This window comes from Flavobacterium sp. UBA4854 (assembly GCF_002399805.1).
GTDB lineage: Bacteria > Bacteroidota > Bacteroidia > Flavobacteriales > Flavobacteriaceae > Flavobacterium > Flavobacterium ginsengisoli.
Genome location: NZ_DHEI01000047.1, coordinates 1 through 19,493, shown reverse-complemented (window position 1 = coordinate 19,493; position 19,493 = coordinate 1). Strand labels below are relative to the sequence as shown.

The following is a 19,493-nucleotide window of genomic DNA, read 5'->3' as shown; positions in this document are numbered from 1 at the left end:
CAAATAGGAAGAACATTTTTTTACACTGGAAATATCACTGAATTAATTAAACGGCTAAAAACTGAAAAAGGAAAAAATATTTATTGCGACGGTGGTGCTGAAATAATAAACGAATTATTAAAGAACGGTTTAATAGATGAGTTTACAATTTCTGTAGTTCCAATTTTATTAGGCAACGGAACAAGATTATTTAAAGATGAAAGACCTGAACAAATGCTTGAACTAAAGTCAGTAAAAACATTTGAAACAGGATTAGCACAGTTGAATTACAAATGTAAATAAATCAATTTTTAACTTCAGTGAAACAACATTTAATAAGATAAATTAAATATTTTATACCAAAAAGCAGCAAATATAACCATCGTATTTCACCTGAATAATCTCAAACCATTTATTTAATATTACTAAAACTGATCTAAATTCTTTATTTAAATGCCGAGTTACACATTCGGATTTAATTATAGAAATTACTTCAATAATAAATTAAAATCACATTTTTCACATTAAAGCATTACGGTGAATTTAATTTTGGGTAATGCAATGTTCGATAATAGAATTGAAATTTTTAACAATAATCCTATTGAGAAAATCAAAAAACTTCACGAAGAAAAAATTGCTTTATTTGAGCGTATATTGAAAGAGAAAGATGAAATGATGACCAAGCTTGAGAAATTGATTGGTAAATAATTATTAATAACGATATTAATTAAAAAAGAGACCTTAGAAGTCTCTTTTTTGATTTTAGAATATTATTTCTGGTGCGAAGTTAGAAGATATTCGTAGGGCTTTTTATAAAATATTAGCGCAACTATCCATACATATTTTTTATCTCCGACATAACAAAGGTACTTTGGGTACTCCCTATACTTTCAACTGATCCCAATTTATTAAAAACAAAATCCTGATAATGCTTCATATCTTTGGCAGAAACTTTCATTAAAAAATCATAATCTCCTGAGATATTATAACATTCTACAACCTCTTCTATTTTCATAATATCACTAACAAATTGATTCCCGATATTACGATCGTGCTGTTTAAGTTTGATATTACAAAAAACAATGAAACCTCTATTTAGTTTTTCTGCATCCAACAAGGCTATATATTTTTTAATGTAACCGCTATTTTCTAATCTTTTAATTCGCTCAAAAACAGGCGATGCCGAAAGATTTACCATTTTAGCAAGCTCTTTTACAGTATATTTAGAATTATCGTGTAGTATATTTAATAACTGAAGATCGATATCGTCTATTTGTTCCATAGAATATTTTAGTTTAATTTATTTTGAATACAGAATAAAATTCTTCAAATATAACCAAAAACAATACAAAAATCTTATTTTACACATGTTAAAACATAACATACTGCAGCGTTTATCTTCACAGTATAAAAATCTAAAAGGCATTATTTTATAACGGGAAACGTTATGCTTGGTACCCTTTATCAAAAAGATAAAGGGCCACGTCATAAATAAAATTATACTTCTTTTCGTCGAGCCATACTCTGAGCAATGATGCTGGCGGCAATCAATTGCAAGGCATGGTAAAGCATGAGGGGCAGCAATACGATGCCAGTGATGGTACTGTGCTGAAAAAGTACTTTTGACATAACGGTGCCGTGCACCAATGACTTTTTAGATCCGCAGAATAAAACAGTAATACGGTCTTCATCTGAAAAGCCAAGCAAGCGGCTGAGTAGTCCGACACAAAAGAATACAGCAAAAAACAACGCCATCAAGCCTGCAGCGAGTCCGGCAAGTTCAAGGGCGGTGAAGCCCTCAAAAAGATTTTCGGAAAATGACTTACAAAACGACGTATAAATAATAGTTAGAATAACTGCCTGATCGAAATATTTGAGCTGTTTCTTGTATTTTTCGGCAATAGCACCGAAACGAGAATTGAGGCTTATGCCAATGATGACAGGCAACAAGACTTGCAGAATCAACTTTATGACGATTTGGGTAACATCAAAATCGCCTGTCGCAGAAGCTATAAATAGGCCAACCCAGAGCGGCGTAACCACCACCCCGATCAAACTGGAAATGCTAGCATTGAAAATTGCAGCAGGAATGTTTCCCTTTGCGATAGAAACCATGACCACCGAAGAGGAAACTGTAGACGGTAATGCTGCCAGAAAAAATACACCCAGCCAAAGCAGCTCGAAGCCGTTATTGACAAACAACGGACGAAATGCCAAAACAATGAGCGGAAAAAATAAAAAGGTGGTCAACTGAACGATAATATGCATTTTCCAGTTAGAAAGTCCCGCTTTTAGTTTCTCAACACTCAGTCGCATGCCATAAAATAAGAAAATCAAGGAAACGCCTGCATTGGCAATCTCCTCCAGCGAAACAGGTTCTTTGACCATGCCTGGCTTTGGCAAAAAATAAGCCATCAGAATCATGGTGGCTATCATTAACAGGAAACCGTCGAAACCTGCTTTTTTTAATACTTCTAATAATTTATTCAATGTGTTTTAATATTATTTCTCCGTGGAGACACGGACTCTCTTATTAATATATTCAAACTAAATCCCAAGTTCTTTGCGTATAATTTCTGCTCCTGCGCTTAAAGCACTCAACTTGCCTCTAGCCACGTTTCGAGATAACGGAGCCATACCGCAGTTTGTAGAAGGATAAAGATTTTCGGCATCTACAAACTCAAGCGCTTTACGCAGGGTATTAGCTACTTCTTCTGGTGTTTCGATAGTGTTTTTTGCCACATCAATGGCACCGACCATCACTTTTTTACCGCGAACAAGTTCCATTAAATTTAAAGGCACATTGGAGTTGTGGCATTCTAAAGACACCACATCAATTTTAGATTTTTGAATTTTTGGGAAAATTTCTTCGTATTGTCGCCACTCTGAACCTAATGTCTTTTTCCAATCAGTATTTGCCTGTATTCCATAACCATAACAAATATGAACCGCAGTCTGGCAGTGTAAACCTTCAATAGCTCTTTCTAATGCTGCCATTCCCCAATCGTTTACTTCATCAAAGAACACATTAAATGCAGGTTCATCAAACTGGATAATATCTACTCCTGCATCTTGAAGTTCTCTTGCTTCTTCATTGAGTGCTTTCGCAAATTCCCACGCCAATTTTTCTCGGCTTTTATAATGGTCGTCGTACAAGGTATCTACCATTGTCAGCGGGCCTGGCAATGCCCATTTTATAGGCTTGTTAGTCTGTTTACGTAAAAATTTAGCATCTTCAACAAAAACTGCTTTTTGACGTGCAACCTCACCTACCACCACTGGAACACTCGCGTCATAACGGTTACGGATTTTTACTGTTTTACGATTTTCAAAATCTACACCGCTTAAATGCTCGATAAAAGTCGTTACAAAATGCTGGCGTGTCTGCTCGCCGTCACAAATGATATCTAGATCTGCCAATTGCTGTTCCTGCAGAGAAATGCGTAAAGCATCTTGTTTCCCTTCAAGGAGCTGATCGCCTTCTAATTTCCATGGTGACCAAAGTTTTTCAGGTGGTGCAAGCCAGGCAGGTTTGGGTAAACTTCCAACAATAGAGGTGGGTAATAATAATTTTTTCATAATAGTATAATTTTAATGCGTTGTAATCAATTAAAGGATAAAATTAGCAGACCATTGTTCCAGGAGACTTTTGTAAGGCTTAATGAAATGCTCTTCTGCATATTTGCCTTGTTCAACAGCCAGTCTGCTGCGCTCTTCGCGGTCATAATCCACTCGGGTCAGTGAATAATCTTCGTGTTTAAGACTAGGTTGATAGATTTTCCCTGCCCCTGAATTTGCATTGTAAATTTCAGGGCGGTAAATCTTCTGAAAAGTCTCCATCGTGCTGATTGAGCTGATTAATCCAAGATCTGTATAATCGGCAAGTAGATCTCCGGAATGATAAAAAGCCATCGGTGCCACACTATTCTGAGGCATGAAAAAACGAACTTTTAAGCCCATTTTAGAGAAATATTCATCAGTGATAGAATACTGATCTTGCAGATACTCAAAACCCAGAACTGGATGCTGATACTCTGTGCGACTATAAGTTTTGTTACTCGATACACTTAGACAAATGATAGGTGATATCTTAAAGTGGTCTTTATAAGTAGCTGAATTCACAAAGCACTTATAAAGTTTTCCGTGCAAATCGCCAAAATTTTCAGGAATAGAAAAAGTAGATTTATTTTTATTGTGCTCAATCAATAAAATACTGAAATCATAATCCCGAACATAAGAGGAATAATTATTTCCGGCAATTCCTTCGATTTGCTGGCCAGTCTTACGGTCAATAATATTTGTTTTTAAAACTTCAATCATCGGTAGATCGTTACTACCATTTTTATCATCAATACTCATTGTTACTGTGAGAATTTCAAGTTCTACATGGTAACGATCTCCTTTTGGATTATCCAAATGAGCCAATGCATTGAATCGATTGTTAATCATATTTAAGGCATTGCGTAAGTTTTGCTGGCGATTAGCTCCTCTGGCCAAGTTGGCAAAATTGGTTGTTAAACGCGTTTTACTTGAGGGGTGATAATTTTCATCTAAACAAGTGCTTTTTAGCGTGAACACAAAATCATTTTGGATTGTATTCTGGGTATTTTCAATATCCTGCTTTTCGCTTATTCTTAAATCTTCTTGTATTTTCGCTTTCATTTGATGACAAGGTTTAGTTTTTTTACCCTGCAAATTTGAAAATAAAAGATTTAATATTTTACAAAACTAAAAAAATCAGATAATTATTCTTTTTTAAAACACTTTTAAAGATTATTAATCTTTTTACAAATATAATAACAAAGGAAAACAGATAATTATTCTTTGGAGAACTAGGATATGAGTGATTTGCAGTTTCCCATAGCAATTCAAACCTCGAAAAAGAAAACAATATAATTTATATTTGCCAAAATTTAAGATAGATATAGTAATGAATTTAATAGAAAATTTAAAATGGCGCTATGCCGCCAAAGCTTATTCCAACGTTAAAGTAGCAGAAGAAAAAGTTGATCAAATCTTAGAGGCTATAAATCTCTCAGCATCTTCTTGTGGTCTGCAATCTTACCGTGTTTTTGTTGTAAGCAACCCAGAAATCCAAAAAAAATTAGGTGCTGATTCGTACAATAGACAAATTGAATCTTGTTCTCATTTGTTGGTTTTTGCTGCATTCAATGACATGTCTTCGACTTACATTGACAATTACATGGCAATGACAGAAAAGCAAAGAGGTCTTGATGCTGGTGCGTTATCAGGATTTAGAAATGGATTGCATGCTTATTTTAGTGCTATTAATGCAGAACAAAAAGCACTTTGGGCAGCAAAACAAGCTTATATTGCACTAGGAACAGCACTTATTGCTGCGGCAGAATTGAAAGTGGATGCCACTCCTATCGAAGGATTTAATGCTTCTATTATCGACGAGGTTTTAGGTTTGAAAGAGAAAGGGCTACATTCTACAGTTATTCTTGCTTTAGGATACCGTGATTTGGAAAAAGACTACATGGCAACTATGAAAAAAGTTCGTTTGCCTATAGATGAAATGATAACGAAAGTTTATTAATGTTATTAGATATGTTAAATTATTATAGGAAAAGTATACTTTCAACCTTATGGAATTGATAACTTCTCTGCCATAAAGAGCTAAGGCAAATTATACAGTATTGTCTTGTATAAATTTCATGGCAGAATCATGGTGCATTGCATGCTATTTATTTTTTGAATATTGACTCTGTTGCTGAACGAGAAATCTAAAACTAACTGGCATGAAGCTTAAATAAAAAACAGCCCGAAGGCTGTTTTAATTTTTATGCTATATTACAATAAAACTCTAATTTTCCGTAAAGTTAGATGCACTAATGAACCATCGATATATCTGACAAATTGCCTTATTTTTTCAAAATAAATTTCTGAGCTTTAAATGAACCGTTATCTATTTTTTTAATTAAATAAATACCATCTTCAAGATTTTCTAAGTGAATTGTATTTAGAATATCTGATTTTAGATTTACTGATTTTATAATTTTTCCAGAGGTATCTATTATAATATAATTTCCATCATATTTGGTAACAACATTTAAAATTCCTTTACTTGGAACAGGGTACATTTTAAAGTCGGATACTTTGAAATCGTCTAGTCCCAAAGTACTTACATTAATACAATCAGAAACAATTGTACACCCTCCAACAGTAATTTCAACTTTATAATCTCCAGCGACTGTTGCTTTAAATGATTGGTTAGTTTCATTTGTTAGCAGTGTGTTTGGACACTTATACCATTGATAAGCAGCTCCTGAATGGTCCGATGTCAATATTCCAGAATTTAAGGTTACTGTTTTCAGAATTGCAGAAGAATTGCTAATAGTTAATGCTAAAGTCTTGGTATCACATCCTGAAGAATAGGTGTAATTTCCAGAAGAGGTATAAGTAGTGCCATTTACTGGCCAGGTATAGCTATCGCAAGCGCTTTCAGTTTGTGTAGAACTTGTAGAATTAGTGATCGTTAATGCTAAAGTCTTGGTGTCGCATCCTATTTTATGAGTATAAGTTCCAGATGCTGTATAATTAGTGCCATTTACTGGCCAAGTGTAAGAATCACATCTGGAAATAATTTCGGTTGGAGATGAAGTTGAGGGAGTGATTGTTAAGTTTAGAGTTTTAGTATCACATCCGACAACTGTAGTATACGTTCCAGTAGCGGTATAAGTTGTTCCATTTGCACTCCATGTGTAAGAATCACATGCAGTTATCGTTTCAGGTGTAGAAGTTGTAGATGGAGTAATGGTCAAATTAAGAGTTTTAGTATCACATCCACTCACATTTGTGTATGTTCCAGAAGTTGTATAGGTTGTTCCATTTGCACTCCATGTGTAAGAATCACATGCATTTACCGTTTCAGGCGTAGAAGTTGTAGATGGAGTTCCCGTTACAGTTTTTACCAGAACTCTATCGCTTGCACAATAAGCTGTTTCGCAAGCAACACAATAAGTAGTATTATTTTCTGTAGGTGTTGCAGAAACTGAATTTCCTGTTGCAAAACTTGTTCCGCCGGTCATCGCGTTATACCATGTAGCAGTTGTACCAAGTGGACAAGAAGCGTTTAAAGTAACAGCTGTACTTCCTAAACAAGGAATATTTTGTGTGTCTGCAGTAACTGTTGCACTTTCTGGTTTAATTGATGTCGTTGTAATATTAGAATTTACAGTTGCAAAATTAGAACCACTAACGGTTGCTTGATTTGTAACAGAACAGGTATTTTGCGGTAATGTGCCCGCAGCGTTAATTGTCGCACTAAAAGTAATTACAGTGCTTTTTCCGGCAGATAAAGCAAATGGTCCGGCAGTAAGCGTTTGATTAACCACTTTTGCTGTGGCAGTTTTAGCTGATACTGAATTATTAGTTGTATTACTATTCACGGATTCTGTCGTAGGAGCAGCTGTTTCTTCTTGTACTGCTTCTTTCTGAGTAGCCATTCTTGAAGCACTTCCATTGTCAGGAATAGTGACAGTTCCCGAAGTTATAACTCCAGTACCTCCTTCATCCACTCCTACTCCTGTTGGAGTGCTAGTATTATTGCTATTCCAGAAAGCTGTCAATGCGGCGCTTCTGTCTCCGCTTCCTGGAACATAGGGTGGACTGCCCTGCAAAATTACCGAACAATTTGGCCCCTGAGAGAACACGTCAAAATTTCCTTTTGCCAATCCGCTGGCGGAGTTAACTATATTACCAGTAACCTTTGCAGCACTAACCATTGTACTGGAAGCATTATCAGCATAGGCAACTACTCCAATATGAGTGTAAGCATTATTTACAACACTAATGTTATTATTAGTAATAGAAGCATCAATTCTTCCTATACTTAATGCAGCGTTATCATTTGCTTCAGAGAAAATACCGTAATTAGCCGCATTAGTAATTATATTATTAGCTATTTCGGTAATATGTTTGGCATTTCCATAAGCGGCAACACTAATACCATTACTAGAAGAAGTTGAACCTCCACCATCAATAGTATTATTATTTATACGCCCTTTTATAGTTCCCGAGCCTTGATTTCCAACACTGCATGCAGAAAGACCATTATAACTTGATTTTAAAGTGTTATTTAGAATATTGTAACTCACAGTTGCAGTACCAGCTACTTGCAAAGATAAACCATTGCTTCCAGGACTTACAGTTGCTGCATTTATAGTATTAGCATCTGTGGATGCATTATCTCCTCCAATTTGAACTGTATTTACAGAAGATCCGCTAAAATTCAGAGCCAAACCAGTAGTTTTTGAATTAGAAAAATCATTCTTTTTAAAAACTAATGTATTGTTTGTTGTTCCTTTAGCTTGAAAAATAAAATTACTGTCTCCGTTTGATTTATTAAAAGAGTTTTTAAATTGACAACCGGTTATTGTCAAATTAAGTGCAGGATTTTGAGAAAGTTGTCCATTAAATCCAAAAAAGCCTCTTCCCCAAGAATCATTAACATTTGTGTTTGTTATCGAACATGTCCCTTTTAAATTTAACGCAAATATTCCTCCAACACTTACATTTCCTCCATTTGCACTTCCGCAGCCTGTAATTGTACTATTAGCTAATACGAAATTATTAACATCATTCAAATTTATTCCAACAGAGTTTGTAGTACCAATGATAACAATATTATCTAAATTAACACCTCCAGAGATGGTTTTAAAATGTAGTGCTCCATAAGAATTAGTGTTATCATCTTCAGGATCACTAATTACAGTAGTAGAATTATTTGCATTAGTAAAATTCATGTTTTTAAGCGTAACATTGGCACACGATATAAACTCAACACCTCTTAAAGCTATATTTTGTATTGTCCCTCCAGATCCTGTAATAGGTCCTGTTCCAGTAACCTGAAAACTTCCTTGTGAACTACTTACTGAAATTCCTTTAGAGACTCCACTAGCAGAAATACTGGTAAAAATACAATCTAAAGCACCGCCGTTGGTAATATTAACGGCCTGTGCATTTGTTGTACTAATAGTTGTATTCCTAACTTTTAAAGCTCCAATAGATGAACCAGATAAAGTACCTGTTAACGCAACAGCTTGAATATCATTATTTGCTTTTAAATTGACACCGGCAATAGTAGGATTTGTTCCGCCAGTAGAGGGTAAAGCATTACTATAAGTTGGCACGGAAAGACTTAATATAGAAGCCAGACTTGCACTTGCCCCTTGTCCAATTACTTTTTGATTATCATTTAAAGTCAAAAGTCCAGTAACTGTACCTGAGTAAATAAAAATAGGATATGCAGCGCTTCCTGTAATAGCATTTAAAGTTTGGTAAGGTGTGGCTAAAGTTCCGTTTCCTGCTGTTGCAGCTGCACTATTAACAAAGATAATAGGAGTTGTTACCGCAATATTTACTGTTGCAGTCGCGGTTTTACCATTAGCTGATGTTAAGGTGTAGGTAAAACTATCAGATCCGGAATATCCTGCGTTTGGATTATAAGTAAATGAACCGTTTGCATTCAGAATTACAGATCCGTTTGTTGCTCCTGTCAATAAAGAAACTGATAAAACAGTTCCATCAGGGCTAAAATCATTTGCTAAAACACCGCCTGCCGCATCTACATCTATTCCAACATTTCCGATACAGGAATAAGAATTATTGTTTGCTATTGGTGTTGCTTTAAAAGAGTTTGGAACTAAGGTTAGATTAGAATCTAAAATATCTTCGAAATTCATTCCTAAAGCATCTTCCGCACCTGTATTTGTTATCGTTACAGTAAAATCAAGCTGAGAACCAGGCTGAGCGTTTCCACCTCCATTTACCGCCACACTATTTGTTACGGTAACTGTAGCAGCTACAGCTGGTGCGATTGTTTTACCTGTTTTTATTTCAACTTTTTTAACTTTACTTTCTTTTTTCTGATCTATAAAAGTTTTTTCAGCTTTTACAAAACTTTCAACTATAGGAGCAACAAAATTTTTCTTAATAATAGTGTTGTATTTCATTCCAAAACTTAGAAATCCAACTAGTATTATTACAACTAAGAGTTTGTTATTTTTCATTTTTTTTGCTTTTAATTAGCCTAATTAAGAAAATACCGCTTCATATTTCATTCCCACTTCATCAAACCCCAGTGGTGTAAGAAATAATTCTAGATTGCCTTCTTCAGGGTGTATAATATTAAAAATACCCTGTTCGTAATATTCGTCTTTTTGCTGAGTTCGAAAAACTAGAGAAAATGGAGTTCTTTGTAATGGAGAGTAACTATCAAATTCAGTTACAGAAATTAACTCCGCATCATGCTGAATTTCTTCTGAAAATTTAATAACAAATACTTTATTAAGCATAGAATTAAACTTATTTGCAGAGAGTAAAGATATATCCATATAATTTTGTTAATCGTTAAAATCAGTTATTAGAATTCCATTCCATTAAATGGTAAACACCATTTGTTTCACTTATTTTTTTAAATCCTAATCGTTTATATAAATTCATTGCAGGGTTAAAAGCCTCAACATGTATCGAGACATTTAAATTATTGCTGCCTGCTTTTTTAAGGATTTCATTTAAAATGGAGCTGCCAATATTTTTATTTCTCCATTCAGGCAATATTGTAATATCTATAATTCTCACAGGTTCATTTTCAGAAAGGAAATCAATATATAATCTTCCAACCGGAACTTTTTCTTTTTCAATTATATAAAATTTTGCATCCAAAAAATTCTTCTGATAATATTCATGCTGGACAGAAAATTGCTGATCAATAAAAAGTCTTTTTTGTTCATCATTCCAATTAGTTCCTTTATCTAGTTCTTCTTGACGAGTACTGCCATATATTTCCCGAAGAAGAGTTTTATCACTTTTCTGAATATCTCGAAAACTAATATCTTTTATTTCTAAATTCAAATCCATTTAAATTAGCTTCTTGCTGGAAAAATTCCCTGAAGCGCAATACAAAAATTCATTGTCAAATAAGGCATCATATTATTGTGTGGCAATCCCGAGCCAGCTATAGCTACAGAGTTTAAGCTCATATTGGTATTTGTTCCCGTCTGGCCATAAATTCGTATAGGATTTCCACGACCTAAACTATTATTAGTCGGAGATGTTGACTGTGAGTTTGAAGTTGCAGCCATCAATGAATGATTGTGAGATGGAATTTCAGACTCAAGCAAACTAACATTTTCACTTCCGCCTGTTTCCCCTAAATCGTGTAAAGATAATCCTGGACCTTGTCCTGGATGCATAGGAACACTCCCTTGTAAATTAGGGAGAGCAAAAGTGCTTCTCCCGTCACCTCCATATGTGGTTCCCAGCAAAGAAAAAAGCGATGTATTTTGAGATATAGGCAATAATTGCCCATTGCACATGGCCCAACCTTTTGGTGCAAAATTAAAGGGAAAAAGGCGTATCTCGGCAACAAATTGATCCATAGATATATTGTTTTTATTTTTATTTAAAAAGTATCGAAAATTTTAAATTTCTATGTTTGACTAGGAAATATTCCATACAACGAAAGGATAAAATTAACACACAAATAAGGCTGAAAATTAGTGTGAGGCTGACTTCCTCCTGCACTTGTAACCGATGATGCATTTAAATCTGATGTTGGTACAGCACTAGAAAACATTTTACTTCCCGGAGGATTAGTGCTAAATAGCGCATTAGACGGACTTGCAGTATCTGCCAAATCTGTAGTCGCTATTAAATTATGCGTGTGAGCAGGAATTTGATTAATGGTTAACGTAATATTTTCTGCCCCACCTGTTTCTGCCAATGTATAGTTTGTACCGCTAGAGGATGTGCCGAAATGGATAGGAACTCTTCCGCGTAAATCTGGTAGAGCAAAAGTACTTTGGCCATCACCTCCATAAGTAGTGCCAATTAATTGAAATAATGTATCATACTCAGAAATAGGAAGAATCTGTCCTTCACAGAACATCCATCCTACAGGAGCAAAGTTTCCTCCAAACATTCTGATTTCCCCAACGAAAGGTTGTGCCATATCTTTACTTTTTACAATTAATAATTAATTTTGAGAAGGAAAAATACCTTGTAAAGAAATACAAAAATTCAAGGTAAGGAATGGCTGCATGTTTAAATGAGGCTGACTTCCGCCAACACTTTTAAGAGAACCAGAGTTCATCGAAGTAAAATTTTGACTTTGACCGCTATAAACTAAATTAGGGGCAGTATTAGCCAATGAATTTAAAGAGCCAGGTACATTGGTACTTACCGAATCTGTTTTCGCCTGCAGTATATGAGTGTGCTGAGGCAGTTCTGATACACTTACAGTATGTGCTTCTTCTCCACCTTGGTCTCCTATTGTATGCCCATTTCCAAAATGAATAGGAATTCTTCCTTTTAAATTTGGTAAAGCAAATGTCGTTTGTCCATTGCCTCCATACATTGTTCCTAGTAAAGAAAACAAAGCTTGATTTTGGTTTATAGGCAAAAACTGCCCATTACATAAAGTCCAGCCTTTTGGGGCAAAGTTAAAAGACATGATACGTATTTCTCCTAAATAAGGTGTTGCCATAATATTGACTATTTATAGGTTTTCGAAGTAAATTATATTAAACCAAAAAAGAATCTGAAGCAAAACTATGCTTAGAAATTATTTCCTTTTGATATACGATAGAATTGCCTTCTTTTATCATAATTTTTGTCACGGTTTGTTCTGGAGATAAATTAGTTTGCAGAAAAACGCTTCCTTTTCTTGTATAAAAGCCATAAGGATCTAATTTCTGTACTGGAGCAGGAAATAAATAATGAGATAAATTAACATCGTCACGATATACATTTAAGTCTTTCATAGCTACAGTAATAGCTTCCAAATCAAATCCCGATAAAGGTCTTAAGGATTTCCAGTTACCATTTGAATCTTTTCCAAAACATAACAAAACATTATCTACTTTTCCAGTAGCCTCAGTTTGAAGATGCATAGGAAACATTTTTAGCAGACCGTCCGAAGAACCGAAACAATAATTTCCTGAAGCAGCGTATCCCGTCTTCTCCCATTTTAAAATAGATTTTTTATAGCAATCTGCTAGAGATTGATCTAAAAGGAAAGCATCAAAAAAAGTTATTTTTGAGAATTTCGCTAGAATATTTTCTTCATCATTTTCTGAAATCGAAAAATTTTCCAGAGTGCTCTGAGCTGCTAGAGAGCCACAAAAAAGAGTTGTTACACCAACAAATCCAACATTTTTTATAAAATTTCTTCGTGCTAAATTGATCATAATTCTCTGCTTTTCTGTTAAATTCACAGTAAAAGTAATAAAAGGAAATATGAAATGGTAATTTTTTGTTAAAGAACACAATAAAAACCGTATAAGTACGTTAAATGGTTCTTTTTTTTAAAGAAAACACTTATACGGAAAAAAATATGCAAAGCTAAAGCGTAGAGTTAAAAAGGAAGTCCAACAAATCTTGATAAAATCAATAAGCAACAATTCTTTGCTGTTTCATGTTTTTTGTTTTAAAAGTTATTTTACTTCTGGAACAATAATTTGATATTTTCCGCTAAGATGCATTAGACTAAAAAGATACATTAGCCCATCATAATACGGATCAAAATAACCGTCTTCATAAGGTTCAAGCTTTGCATTCCAAACCGCATGAACAAAATCTAAACTTGCTTTATCCTGATTGACCAATGATGCTGTTGCTGAAGTAGCCACTAGACCAATAGAATGTCTTAGTTTTTTAACAGGGCCAGCCTGAAGGATAAAGTCAGGAGTCGAACCATCCAAATTAAATTGATCTTCAAACTTGTCTAAGCCTTTTGATCTAAGAAAATTTTGAAATCGCTTCGCATAGTCTTCCTGCCATTCTTTATCTTTTCGGTACCAAGTATAATCCATAGCAATATTCATAGGGACGCGCCAAGAGTCATAACGGAATCCAGGAGGCATCCAAGGTGTCGGATGCGGTTCTCCGTTAAATTCGGTATAATCTGAATTTAGTCCCGTAACAGGATGACAGGCTTTATGTAAAAAGTTACGTGACACATCGGCACATTCCTTATAGAACTGTTCATGTCCGTCTTTGGCATAGCATGCCCATATTTCATAAAAGGCTGGAACATGATAAGAAGGATCTGTCCAATTGTAGCCGTCTCCTTCTGGTACAAAAGAAATTTGCTTATGTTCTGTATTTATAATATTATGCACATTGCCTGTTCCGTCTTTTTTCCACATGCCATCTAGTATTCTTCTGGCTTCTTTGTAGTAGTTTATTCCTGTATCATTACCCCATTTATTAGAAGCGAAAAGCAAGCTCGTTATATAATACAGTTCTCCGTCTGAAGCAGAACCTAGAGAATTTTGTTTTTTAGTTTCTGGATTTACGCTCCACGCAAAATATCCTTCTCTAGGTCCATCTTGATGCTGCATGTATTTTACAGACCATCTCCATAAACGATCGAAAACCTCTTTCTTGTTAAGCTGAACGGCAACCATCATACCATAAGACATCCCCTCGGTACGGGCATCTTTATTTTTAACGTCAGAAACATATCCTAGAGAATCACCTTCTTCAAAATATACTTTATTTGGACCTTCGAATATATCAAAATAAGCTCTGGCTAATTTCTTGTCTATTTCGTCTTGACTGTAGCCTGCTTCCTTAAAGAGATTTCTATACTGAGGCCTTTCAGATTCTATTTTAGCTGTTTTCTTCTTATTTTGCCCTAGTCCCGATAACGGCAGTATCAGTATGAAGATCATCACAAAACCAGAAATTTTAATGTTTAATTTTTTATATTCCATCATGTTTATCTTTTTAAATAGTATTTCTTCATAAGAAAAAATAAAATGAGATTTTATTTTACAGAACTTACGCCCTCTGTAGTTTGTACAATTTTTTGAATGGTTCCGTCTTTATTATAATGCATATAGTCTACGCAGATTGAACGTCTATAACTGCCGCCCGTTGGCAAACTTCCATTGTGGTAAAAAAAGTACGACTTTCCTTTATAGTCAATAATTCCGGGATGTGTGGTAAAACTATTCGGTACATTTTCCTGAATAATTCCCTGATACTTCCATGGTCCAGTTATACTTTTTGCTGTACAATACTCTATCATTTCGGGTTTTGTTCCTTCACTGGCGTACACTAAATAATAAAGTCCTTTTCTTTTATAGACCCATGGACCTTCAATATAATTTTTAGGCTTAAAAGTGGTAATTTCACCATCTACTTCTATCATGTTTTTCTTAAGTTTTACCCATTTGCAACTTCCATTTCCCCAAAACATATAGGCTTGTCCATCATCATCTATAAATACTGTTGGGTCAATATCATCCCAACCATACTTCATATCTGTTGTCATTTCATTTATAATAAGTGCTTTTCCTATTGCATCTTTAAAAGGCCCAGTTGGACTATCTGAAACAGCCACTCCTATTGCAGCACCGCCTTGGCTTACTTCATTTTTTTTATGAAATGTCGAAACAAACCAATAAAACTTTCCATCTCTCTCGATGCATTGAGCAGCATAAGCATCGCCGGTTGCCCATGAAAATGCGCTTGGCGAAAGCAACGCTCCGTGATCTTTCCAATCATTCATATTTGTTGTCGAAAACACATGCCAGTCAGCCATTTTATAATTGGTATCATCCTGAGTTGCTACATCGTGTCCTGTATATAAATACAAGATTCCTCTATGTACAAGAGGAGCTGGATCTGCTGTAAAGATGTTTCTAATAATAGGATTTTGTGCTTCTATGTTTACTGTAAAAAAACAAGAAATGGTCACAAATAAAATTTTACTTATATTTTTCATTTTTTAATTCTATTAATTCAAAATACAATTTGACTTTTTCTTCAATACTATTTCTTTAAACAATAAACAGCGCATTTACTGCGCTGTTTATAAAAACTAACTTAACTTAAACTAACCAAAATTTAAAGCCTTAATAACCAGGATTATTATCGCTAGGCTTTATTTTAGGATTAGACGAGGTTTCTCTGTTTGGTATTGGCCATAATTCGCTTTTACCAGCAGTAAAACCTGTTCCTTGCAATACAGTACTTGCTATACCCCATCTTATAATATCATCAAAACGAGATTGCTCTCCGGCAAATTCTACTTGACGTTCGTGAACAATTGCAGCAAAAACGGCATCTTTTGATGCTGTAATATTTGTTGTTAAATTTGCTCTATCACGAACTTCTTTAATGTATGCTATGGCCGCTGTTTGTGAGCCGCCATCTCTTTGGTTTTCACATTCTGCTTTCATAAGCAATACATCTGCATAACGCATTACTTTAAAGTTAATGCTTGAACGTGTCGCCTCATCTTCTCTATCGTAATAGTTTTGATATTTTTTCCAACCCGCTCTTCTAATACCAGCAGAGGTTGTAAAATCACTTGCTACCATAACCTTAGTTCCCTTTAAATAAGATGATCCTGGCACATAAAAAGTATCTCCAAAGCGGTTATCGCCTACTTCGTAAGAATCTAAAAGATCATCTGAAGGATAAACATTGTACCAGCTAAGATTACCATATTCTTGACCTCTTAGTGTTGATTCCTCAAAACCAGTTCCTTGGCTATCACCAGCAGCACCCCATTGATCACCAGTTCCATTTTTTTCATCAAACTCAATTTCAAAAATAGATTCTTTACCATGTTCAGTTTCTTCCATAAAGTTGTTGTAAAAACTCCCTTTATCTTCAAGACTATAACTTGTAACATTATTAAGCGCAACTAAAGCTTCATTATATTTTTTCTGATATAACAATACTTTACCCAATTGAGCATAAGCAGCTTCTTTATTGGCTCTTCCTGCCGCTTCTGATGTTTTTGGCAAAAGGTTTTGTGATGCAAATACAAGATCTTCCTCAATCAGAGCATATACCTCTGTTTTAGGGCTTCTTGCGTTTCCGATAATAGTACCAGTTTTATAAATTGGCAAATCGCCAAAACGTTTCACTAAAAGGAAATAATAGTACGCTCTTAAAAAATGAGCTTCTCCTAGATATTTGTTCTTTTTTTCCTGAGATAAAACAGCATTTGGAAGGGCATTAATTTTAGCTTCATTGTCTAACACGAAATTTGCTCTTGAAATTCCGATATAACAAGATTCCCAATAATATTGAATAATATCGTTTCCTGCATTAAAAGAAAAATCCTGAAAAGGTTTCTTATTACCTTCTAACTGAGGATTTCCTAAAGCATCATGTCCCATAAGATCCATGGCAAAGAAAAGATTTCTTCCATAAAGTCCTCTTGTCTGAAGATTTGCATACGAAGCGTTTACCGCAGACTGCACCTGTGCTTCTGTTTTAAAGAAAGTTTCAGGCGATAAAGTATTGGGATTACTCAATTCTAATTCGCTACTGTCACATGAAGTCATTGTTAAAGCTCCAGACAGTACTATAAGTATATATTTAATTTTTTTCATCGTCTTTAAGTATTAAAATGTAACATCAATTCCAAAAATTACTGATTTCGGCTGTGGATATCTTCCTAAATCAATACCTGCTGAATTTGCATTACCATCTGCACGTGCAATTTCTGGATCTAAACCAGAGTAATTTGTAATTGTTATAAGGTTTTGTCCGCTTATATAGAATCTTGCTTTAGAGAAATAGCTCTTAAAGGCATCTCCAGTTAATGTATAACCTAAAGCAATGTTTTTTAATCTTGTAAAAGAACCATCTTCAATATAGCGTTGGTTTGCCGAAGACCAGTTGATATCGGCTCCCTGAGCTCTTGGCAAGGTAGCAGAAGGGTTTGTTACTACACCGTTTTGAACAATTGCCCTGTCTAAAACATCAGTGCTTGCATTAAACAAACGATTCATTCCTTTTAAATCAAAAGTATTTGCATTATAAATATCGTTACCCGCAACTCCAGTTATAAAACAGTTAAAATCAAAGTTTTTATATGCTGCGCTTAAATTTAATCCGTAAGTGAAATCAGGATATGGATTTCCGATGTTTGTTTTATCCTCAGAATTGATGATTTTATTGCCGTCACGGTCAACAATTTTAATATCTCCAGGTTTTATAGCGGTCTGGCCTGGTCCAAAAACAGCATCAACTTCTGCTTGGTTTTGGTAAATTCCATTAGTCTGATATCCATAAAAATAAAATAACGGCTGTCCCACTTCTAATCTAGAGAAATTTTCAAGACCTGCTCTTGGTATAGGGCCACCTAATACGCTAGTTACTCCAGGAGCTAAGCTTGTTACCTCATTTTTACTTGTTCCTAAATTTGCCACTGCAGACCATGTAAAGTCTCCCTTTCTGTCATTGTAGCCAAGCGAAACTTCAAAACCGCTTACTTTTACGTCTGCGATATTTTGAATTTGAGTTCCGCCACCTGCAGATCCAACAGAAGCAGCAAGCGGAACTGCAAAAAGAATGTCACTGCTTTTATTATTAAAATATTCAAACGAACCTGTTAGTTTATCATCAAATAAACCAAAATCAACCCCAATATTTCTATCTAATTTTGACTCCCATTTCAAGTCTGGATTAGCCGCAACACCTAAAGAAACCCCAGGCGCATTTGCTCCTCCAATTGGATAGTTATAATTTGCCAATAAAGTAGCGCTATATTGATAGTTGTCTATTCTATCATTTCCAGTTGTTCCTGTACTAGCTCTAAGTTTCAATGTGCTGAAAATAGAATTTTCCATAAAACTTTCTTTAGCTATGTTCCATCCTACAGCAACAGAATAGAAATTACCCCAACGGTTATTTGATCCAAAACGAGAAGATGCATCTCTACGTCCTGAAACAGCTAATAAGTATTTATCAGCATAATCATAGTTGATACGAACAATATATCCTAAGTTTTTTTCTTCATAATTAGCAGATCCTAAACTTCCTTCATTGTAACGCAGCTGATCAATTTCGTTTGAAATATAATAGCGGCTTCCTGCTGCTAAGCTTTGTGATTTTCCGTCAATTTTAGTAATAACTCCTAATACTTCAAGGTTGTGTTTTTGAGCAATAGTCGTTTTATATGTTAAGCTATTATCAAAAACGATAGTTTGTCCCTGTGAATTTGTTTCGTTTGTTGAAGAAAATGCCTGTTTGTGATAGGAACCATCCTGAAAACCAGGAATAAAAGTATGGTCTTTGCTTGTATAGTAGTCTAAAGAAACTTGTGATCTGAATTTCAAACCTTTGTAAATTTCTAACTCGGCATAAATATTTCCAATAATAGATAAATTATTAATTTTCTGATATCCTAAATTAGCCACACGCACTGGATTTTCTGCATCGTTTCCATCAATAGCGCTAGGACCTTGATATCCTCCAATATTATCTTCATTATAAATTGGTAAATAAGGAGCCATTTTAATAGCGTGCTCTAACAGTGTTCTTCCGCCTGAGCTGCGTTCCGGATTTATTGTACTGAAAGAAACCCCCATATTGCTTCCAATTCTTAGTTTGCCAATATCTTGTGTATTATTAGCTCTAAAAGAATAACGTTCGAAACCAGTGTTTATAATAGCTCCGTCTTGTTTCATATATTCTGCAGAATAACGTCCTGTCGAAGTTTCTGTACCATTTGAAAA

General features: G+C 34.8%; 17 protein-coding genes and 1 pseudogene. 3 read left to right on the top strand and 15 right to left on the bottom strand.

Features of this window, described 5'->3' with window-relative positions; translation table 11 throughout:
• Both B3J44_RS06565 and B3J44_RS06560 read left to right on the top strand, forming a co-directional pair.
• The coding region (locus B3J44_RS06565; RefSeq protein WP_286967050.1) for a dihydrofolate reductase family protein at positions 1–282 on the top strand (282 nt) is incomplete at its 5' end.
• A gap of 267 nt (positions 283–549) precedes the next feature.
• Positions 550–687 (top strand): annotated as a pseudogene (locus B3J44_RS06560) (XRE family transcriptional regulator); the annotation flags it as partial.
• 121 nt (positions 688–808) lie between these two features.
• Here B3J44_RS06560 and B3J44_RS06555 read toward each other — a convergent pair.
• The 4 genes from B3J44_RS06555 to B3J44_RS06540 form a co-directional block, all read right to left on the bottom strand.
• Complete coding sequence (locus tag B3J44_RS06555) at positions 809–1,261, bottom strand: Lrp/AsnC family transcriptional regulator (RefSeq protein ID WP_083694586.1); 453 nt, start codon at positions 1,259–1,261, stop codon at positions 809–811.
• A gap of 215 nt (positions 1,262–1,476) precedes the next feature.
• On the bottom strand, positions 1,477–2,469 hold the full coding sequence (locus B3J44_RS06550) for a bile acid:sodium symporter family protein (protein ID WP_286967041.1): 993 nt from the start codon (positions 2,467–2,469) through the stop codon (positions 1,477–1,479).
• 57 nt (positions 2,470–2,526) lie between these two features.
• Positions 2,527–3,558 (bottom strand): methionine synthase, encoded by a 1,032-nt coding sequence (locus B3J44_RS06545; RefSeq protein WP_286967029.1) that lies wholly within the window; start codon positions 3,556–3,558, stop codon positions 2,527–2,529.
• Between the two features lie 30 nt (positions 3,559–3,588).
• The gene (locus B3J44_RS06540) at positions 3,589–4,641 is read right to left on the bottom strand and encodes a DUF1852 domain-containing protein (RefSeq protein WP_286967019.1); all 1,053 of its coding nucleotides are present in this window, start codon (positions 4,639–4,641) and stop codon (positions 3,589–3,591) included.
• Positions 4,642–4,909: 268 nt separating this feature from the next.
• Between B3J44_RS06540 and B3J44_RS06535 the strand changes: the two genes are divergently transcribed.
• On the top strand, positions 4,910–5,539 hold the full coding sequence (locus tag B3J44_RS06535) for a nitroreductase family protein (RefSeq protein WP_286967014.1): 630 nt from the start codon (positions 4,910–4,912) through the stop codon (positions 5,537–5,539).
• A 325-nt stretch (positions 5,540–5,864) separates the two neighbouring features.
• Here B3J44_RS06535 and B3J44_RS06530 read toward each other — a convergent pair whose 3' ends face one another.
• The 11 genes from B3J44_RS06530 to B3J44_RS06480 form a co-directional block, all read right to left on the bottom strand.
• Entirely contained in the window at positions 5,865–10,013 is a 4,149-nt protein-coding gene (locus B3J44_RS06530; RefSeq protein WP_286967011.1) for an Ig-like domain-containing protein, read from the bottom strand.
• A 24-nt stretch (positions 10,014–10,037) separates the two neighbouring features.
• Positions 10,038–10,337, bottom strand: coding sequence for a DUF6916 family protein (locus B3J44_RS06525; RefSeq protein ID WP_286967009.1), 300 nt, complete (start codon positions 10,335–10,337; stop codon positions 10,038–10,040).
• A gap of 22 nt (positions 10,338–10,359) precedes the next feature.
• A complete protein-coding gene (locus B3J44_RS06520) occupies positions 10,360–10,863 on the bottom strand; it encodes a GNAT family N-acetyltransferase (protein ID WP_286967006.1) in 504 nt (167 codons plus the stop codon).
• Positions 10,864–10,868: 5 nt separating this feature from the next.
• Positions 10,869–11,384: a phage tail protein gene (locus tag B3J44_RS06515; RefSeq protein WP_286967000.1), complete on the bottom strand. Its 516-nt coding sequence runs from the start codon at positions 11,382–11,384 to the stop codon at positions 10,869–10,871.
• A gap of 50 nt (positions 11,385–11,434) precedes the next feature.
• On the bottom strand, positions 11,435–11,956 hold the full coding sequence (locus B3J44_RS06510) for a phage tail protein (RefSeq protein ID WP_286966998.1): 522 nt from the start codon (positions 11,954–11,956) through the stop codon (positions 11,435–11,437).
• A 24-nt stretch (positions 11,957–11,980) separates the two neighbouring features.
• The gene (locus B3J44_RS06505; RefSeq protein ID WP_286966995.1) at positions 11,981–12,490 is read right to left on the bottom strand and encodes a phage tail protein; all 510 of its coding nucleotides are present in this window, start codon (positions 12,488–12,490) and stop codon (positions 11,981–11,983) included.
• Positions 12,491–12,527: 37 nt separating this feature from the next.
• Positions 12,528–13,193, bottom strand: a complete 666-nt coding sequence (locus tag B3J44_RS06500; RefSeq protein ID WP_286966990.1) for a hypothetical protein — start codon at positions 13,191–13,193, stop codon at positions 12,528–12,530.
• 246 nt (positions 13,194–13,439) lie between these two features.
• Positions 13,440–14,726 (bottom strand): glycosyl hydrolase family 8, encoded by a 1,287-nt coding sequence (locus B3J44_RS06495; RefSeq protein WP_286966986.1) that lies wholly within the window; start codon positions 14,724–14,726, stop codon positions 13,440–13,442.
• A 50-nt stretch (positions 14,727–14,776) separates the two neighbouring features.
• The gene (locus tag B3J44_RS06490; RefSeq protein WP_286966984.1) at positions 14,777–15,739 is read right to left on the bottom strand and encodes a glycoside hydrolase family 43 protein; all 963 of its coding nucleotides are present in this window, start codon (positions 15,737–15,739) and stop codon (positions 14,777–14,779) included.
• Between the two features lie 130 nt (positions 15,740–15,869).
• Complete coding sequence (locus B3J44_RS06485; RefSeq protein WP_286966982.1) at positions 15,870–17,363, bottom strand: RagB/SusD family nutrient uptake outer membrane protein; 1,494 nt, start codon at positions 17,361–17,363, stop codon at positions 15,870–15,872.
• A 12-nt stretch (positions 17,364–17,375) separates the two neighbouring features.
• On the bottom strand, positions 17,376–19,493 hold a 2,118-nt coding region (locus B3J44_RS06480; protein WP_286966976.1), incomplete at its 5' end, for a SusC/RagA family TonB-linked outer membrane protein.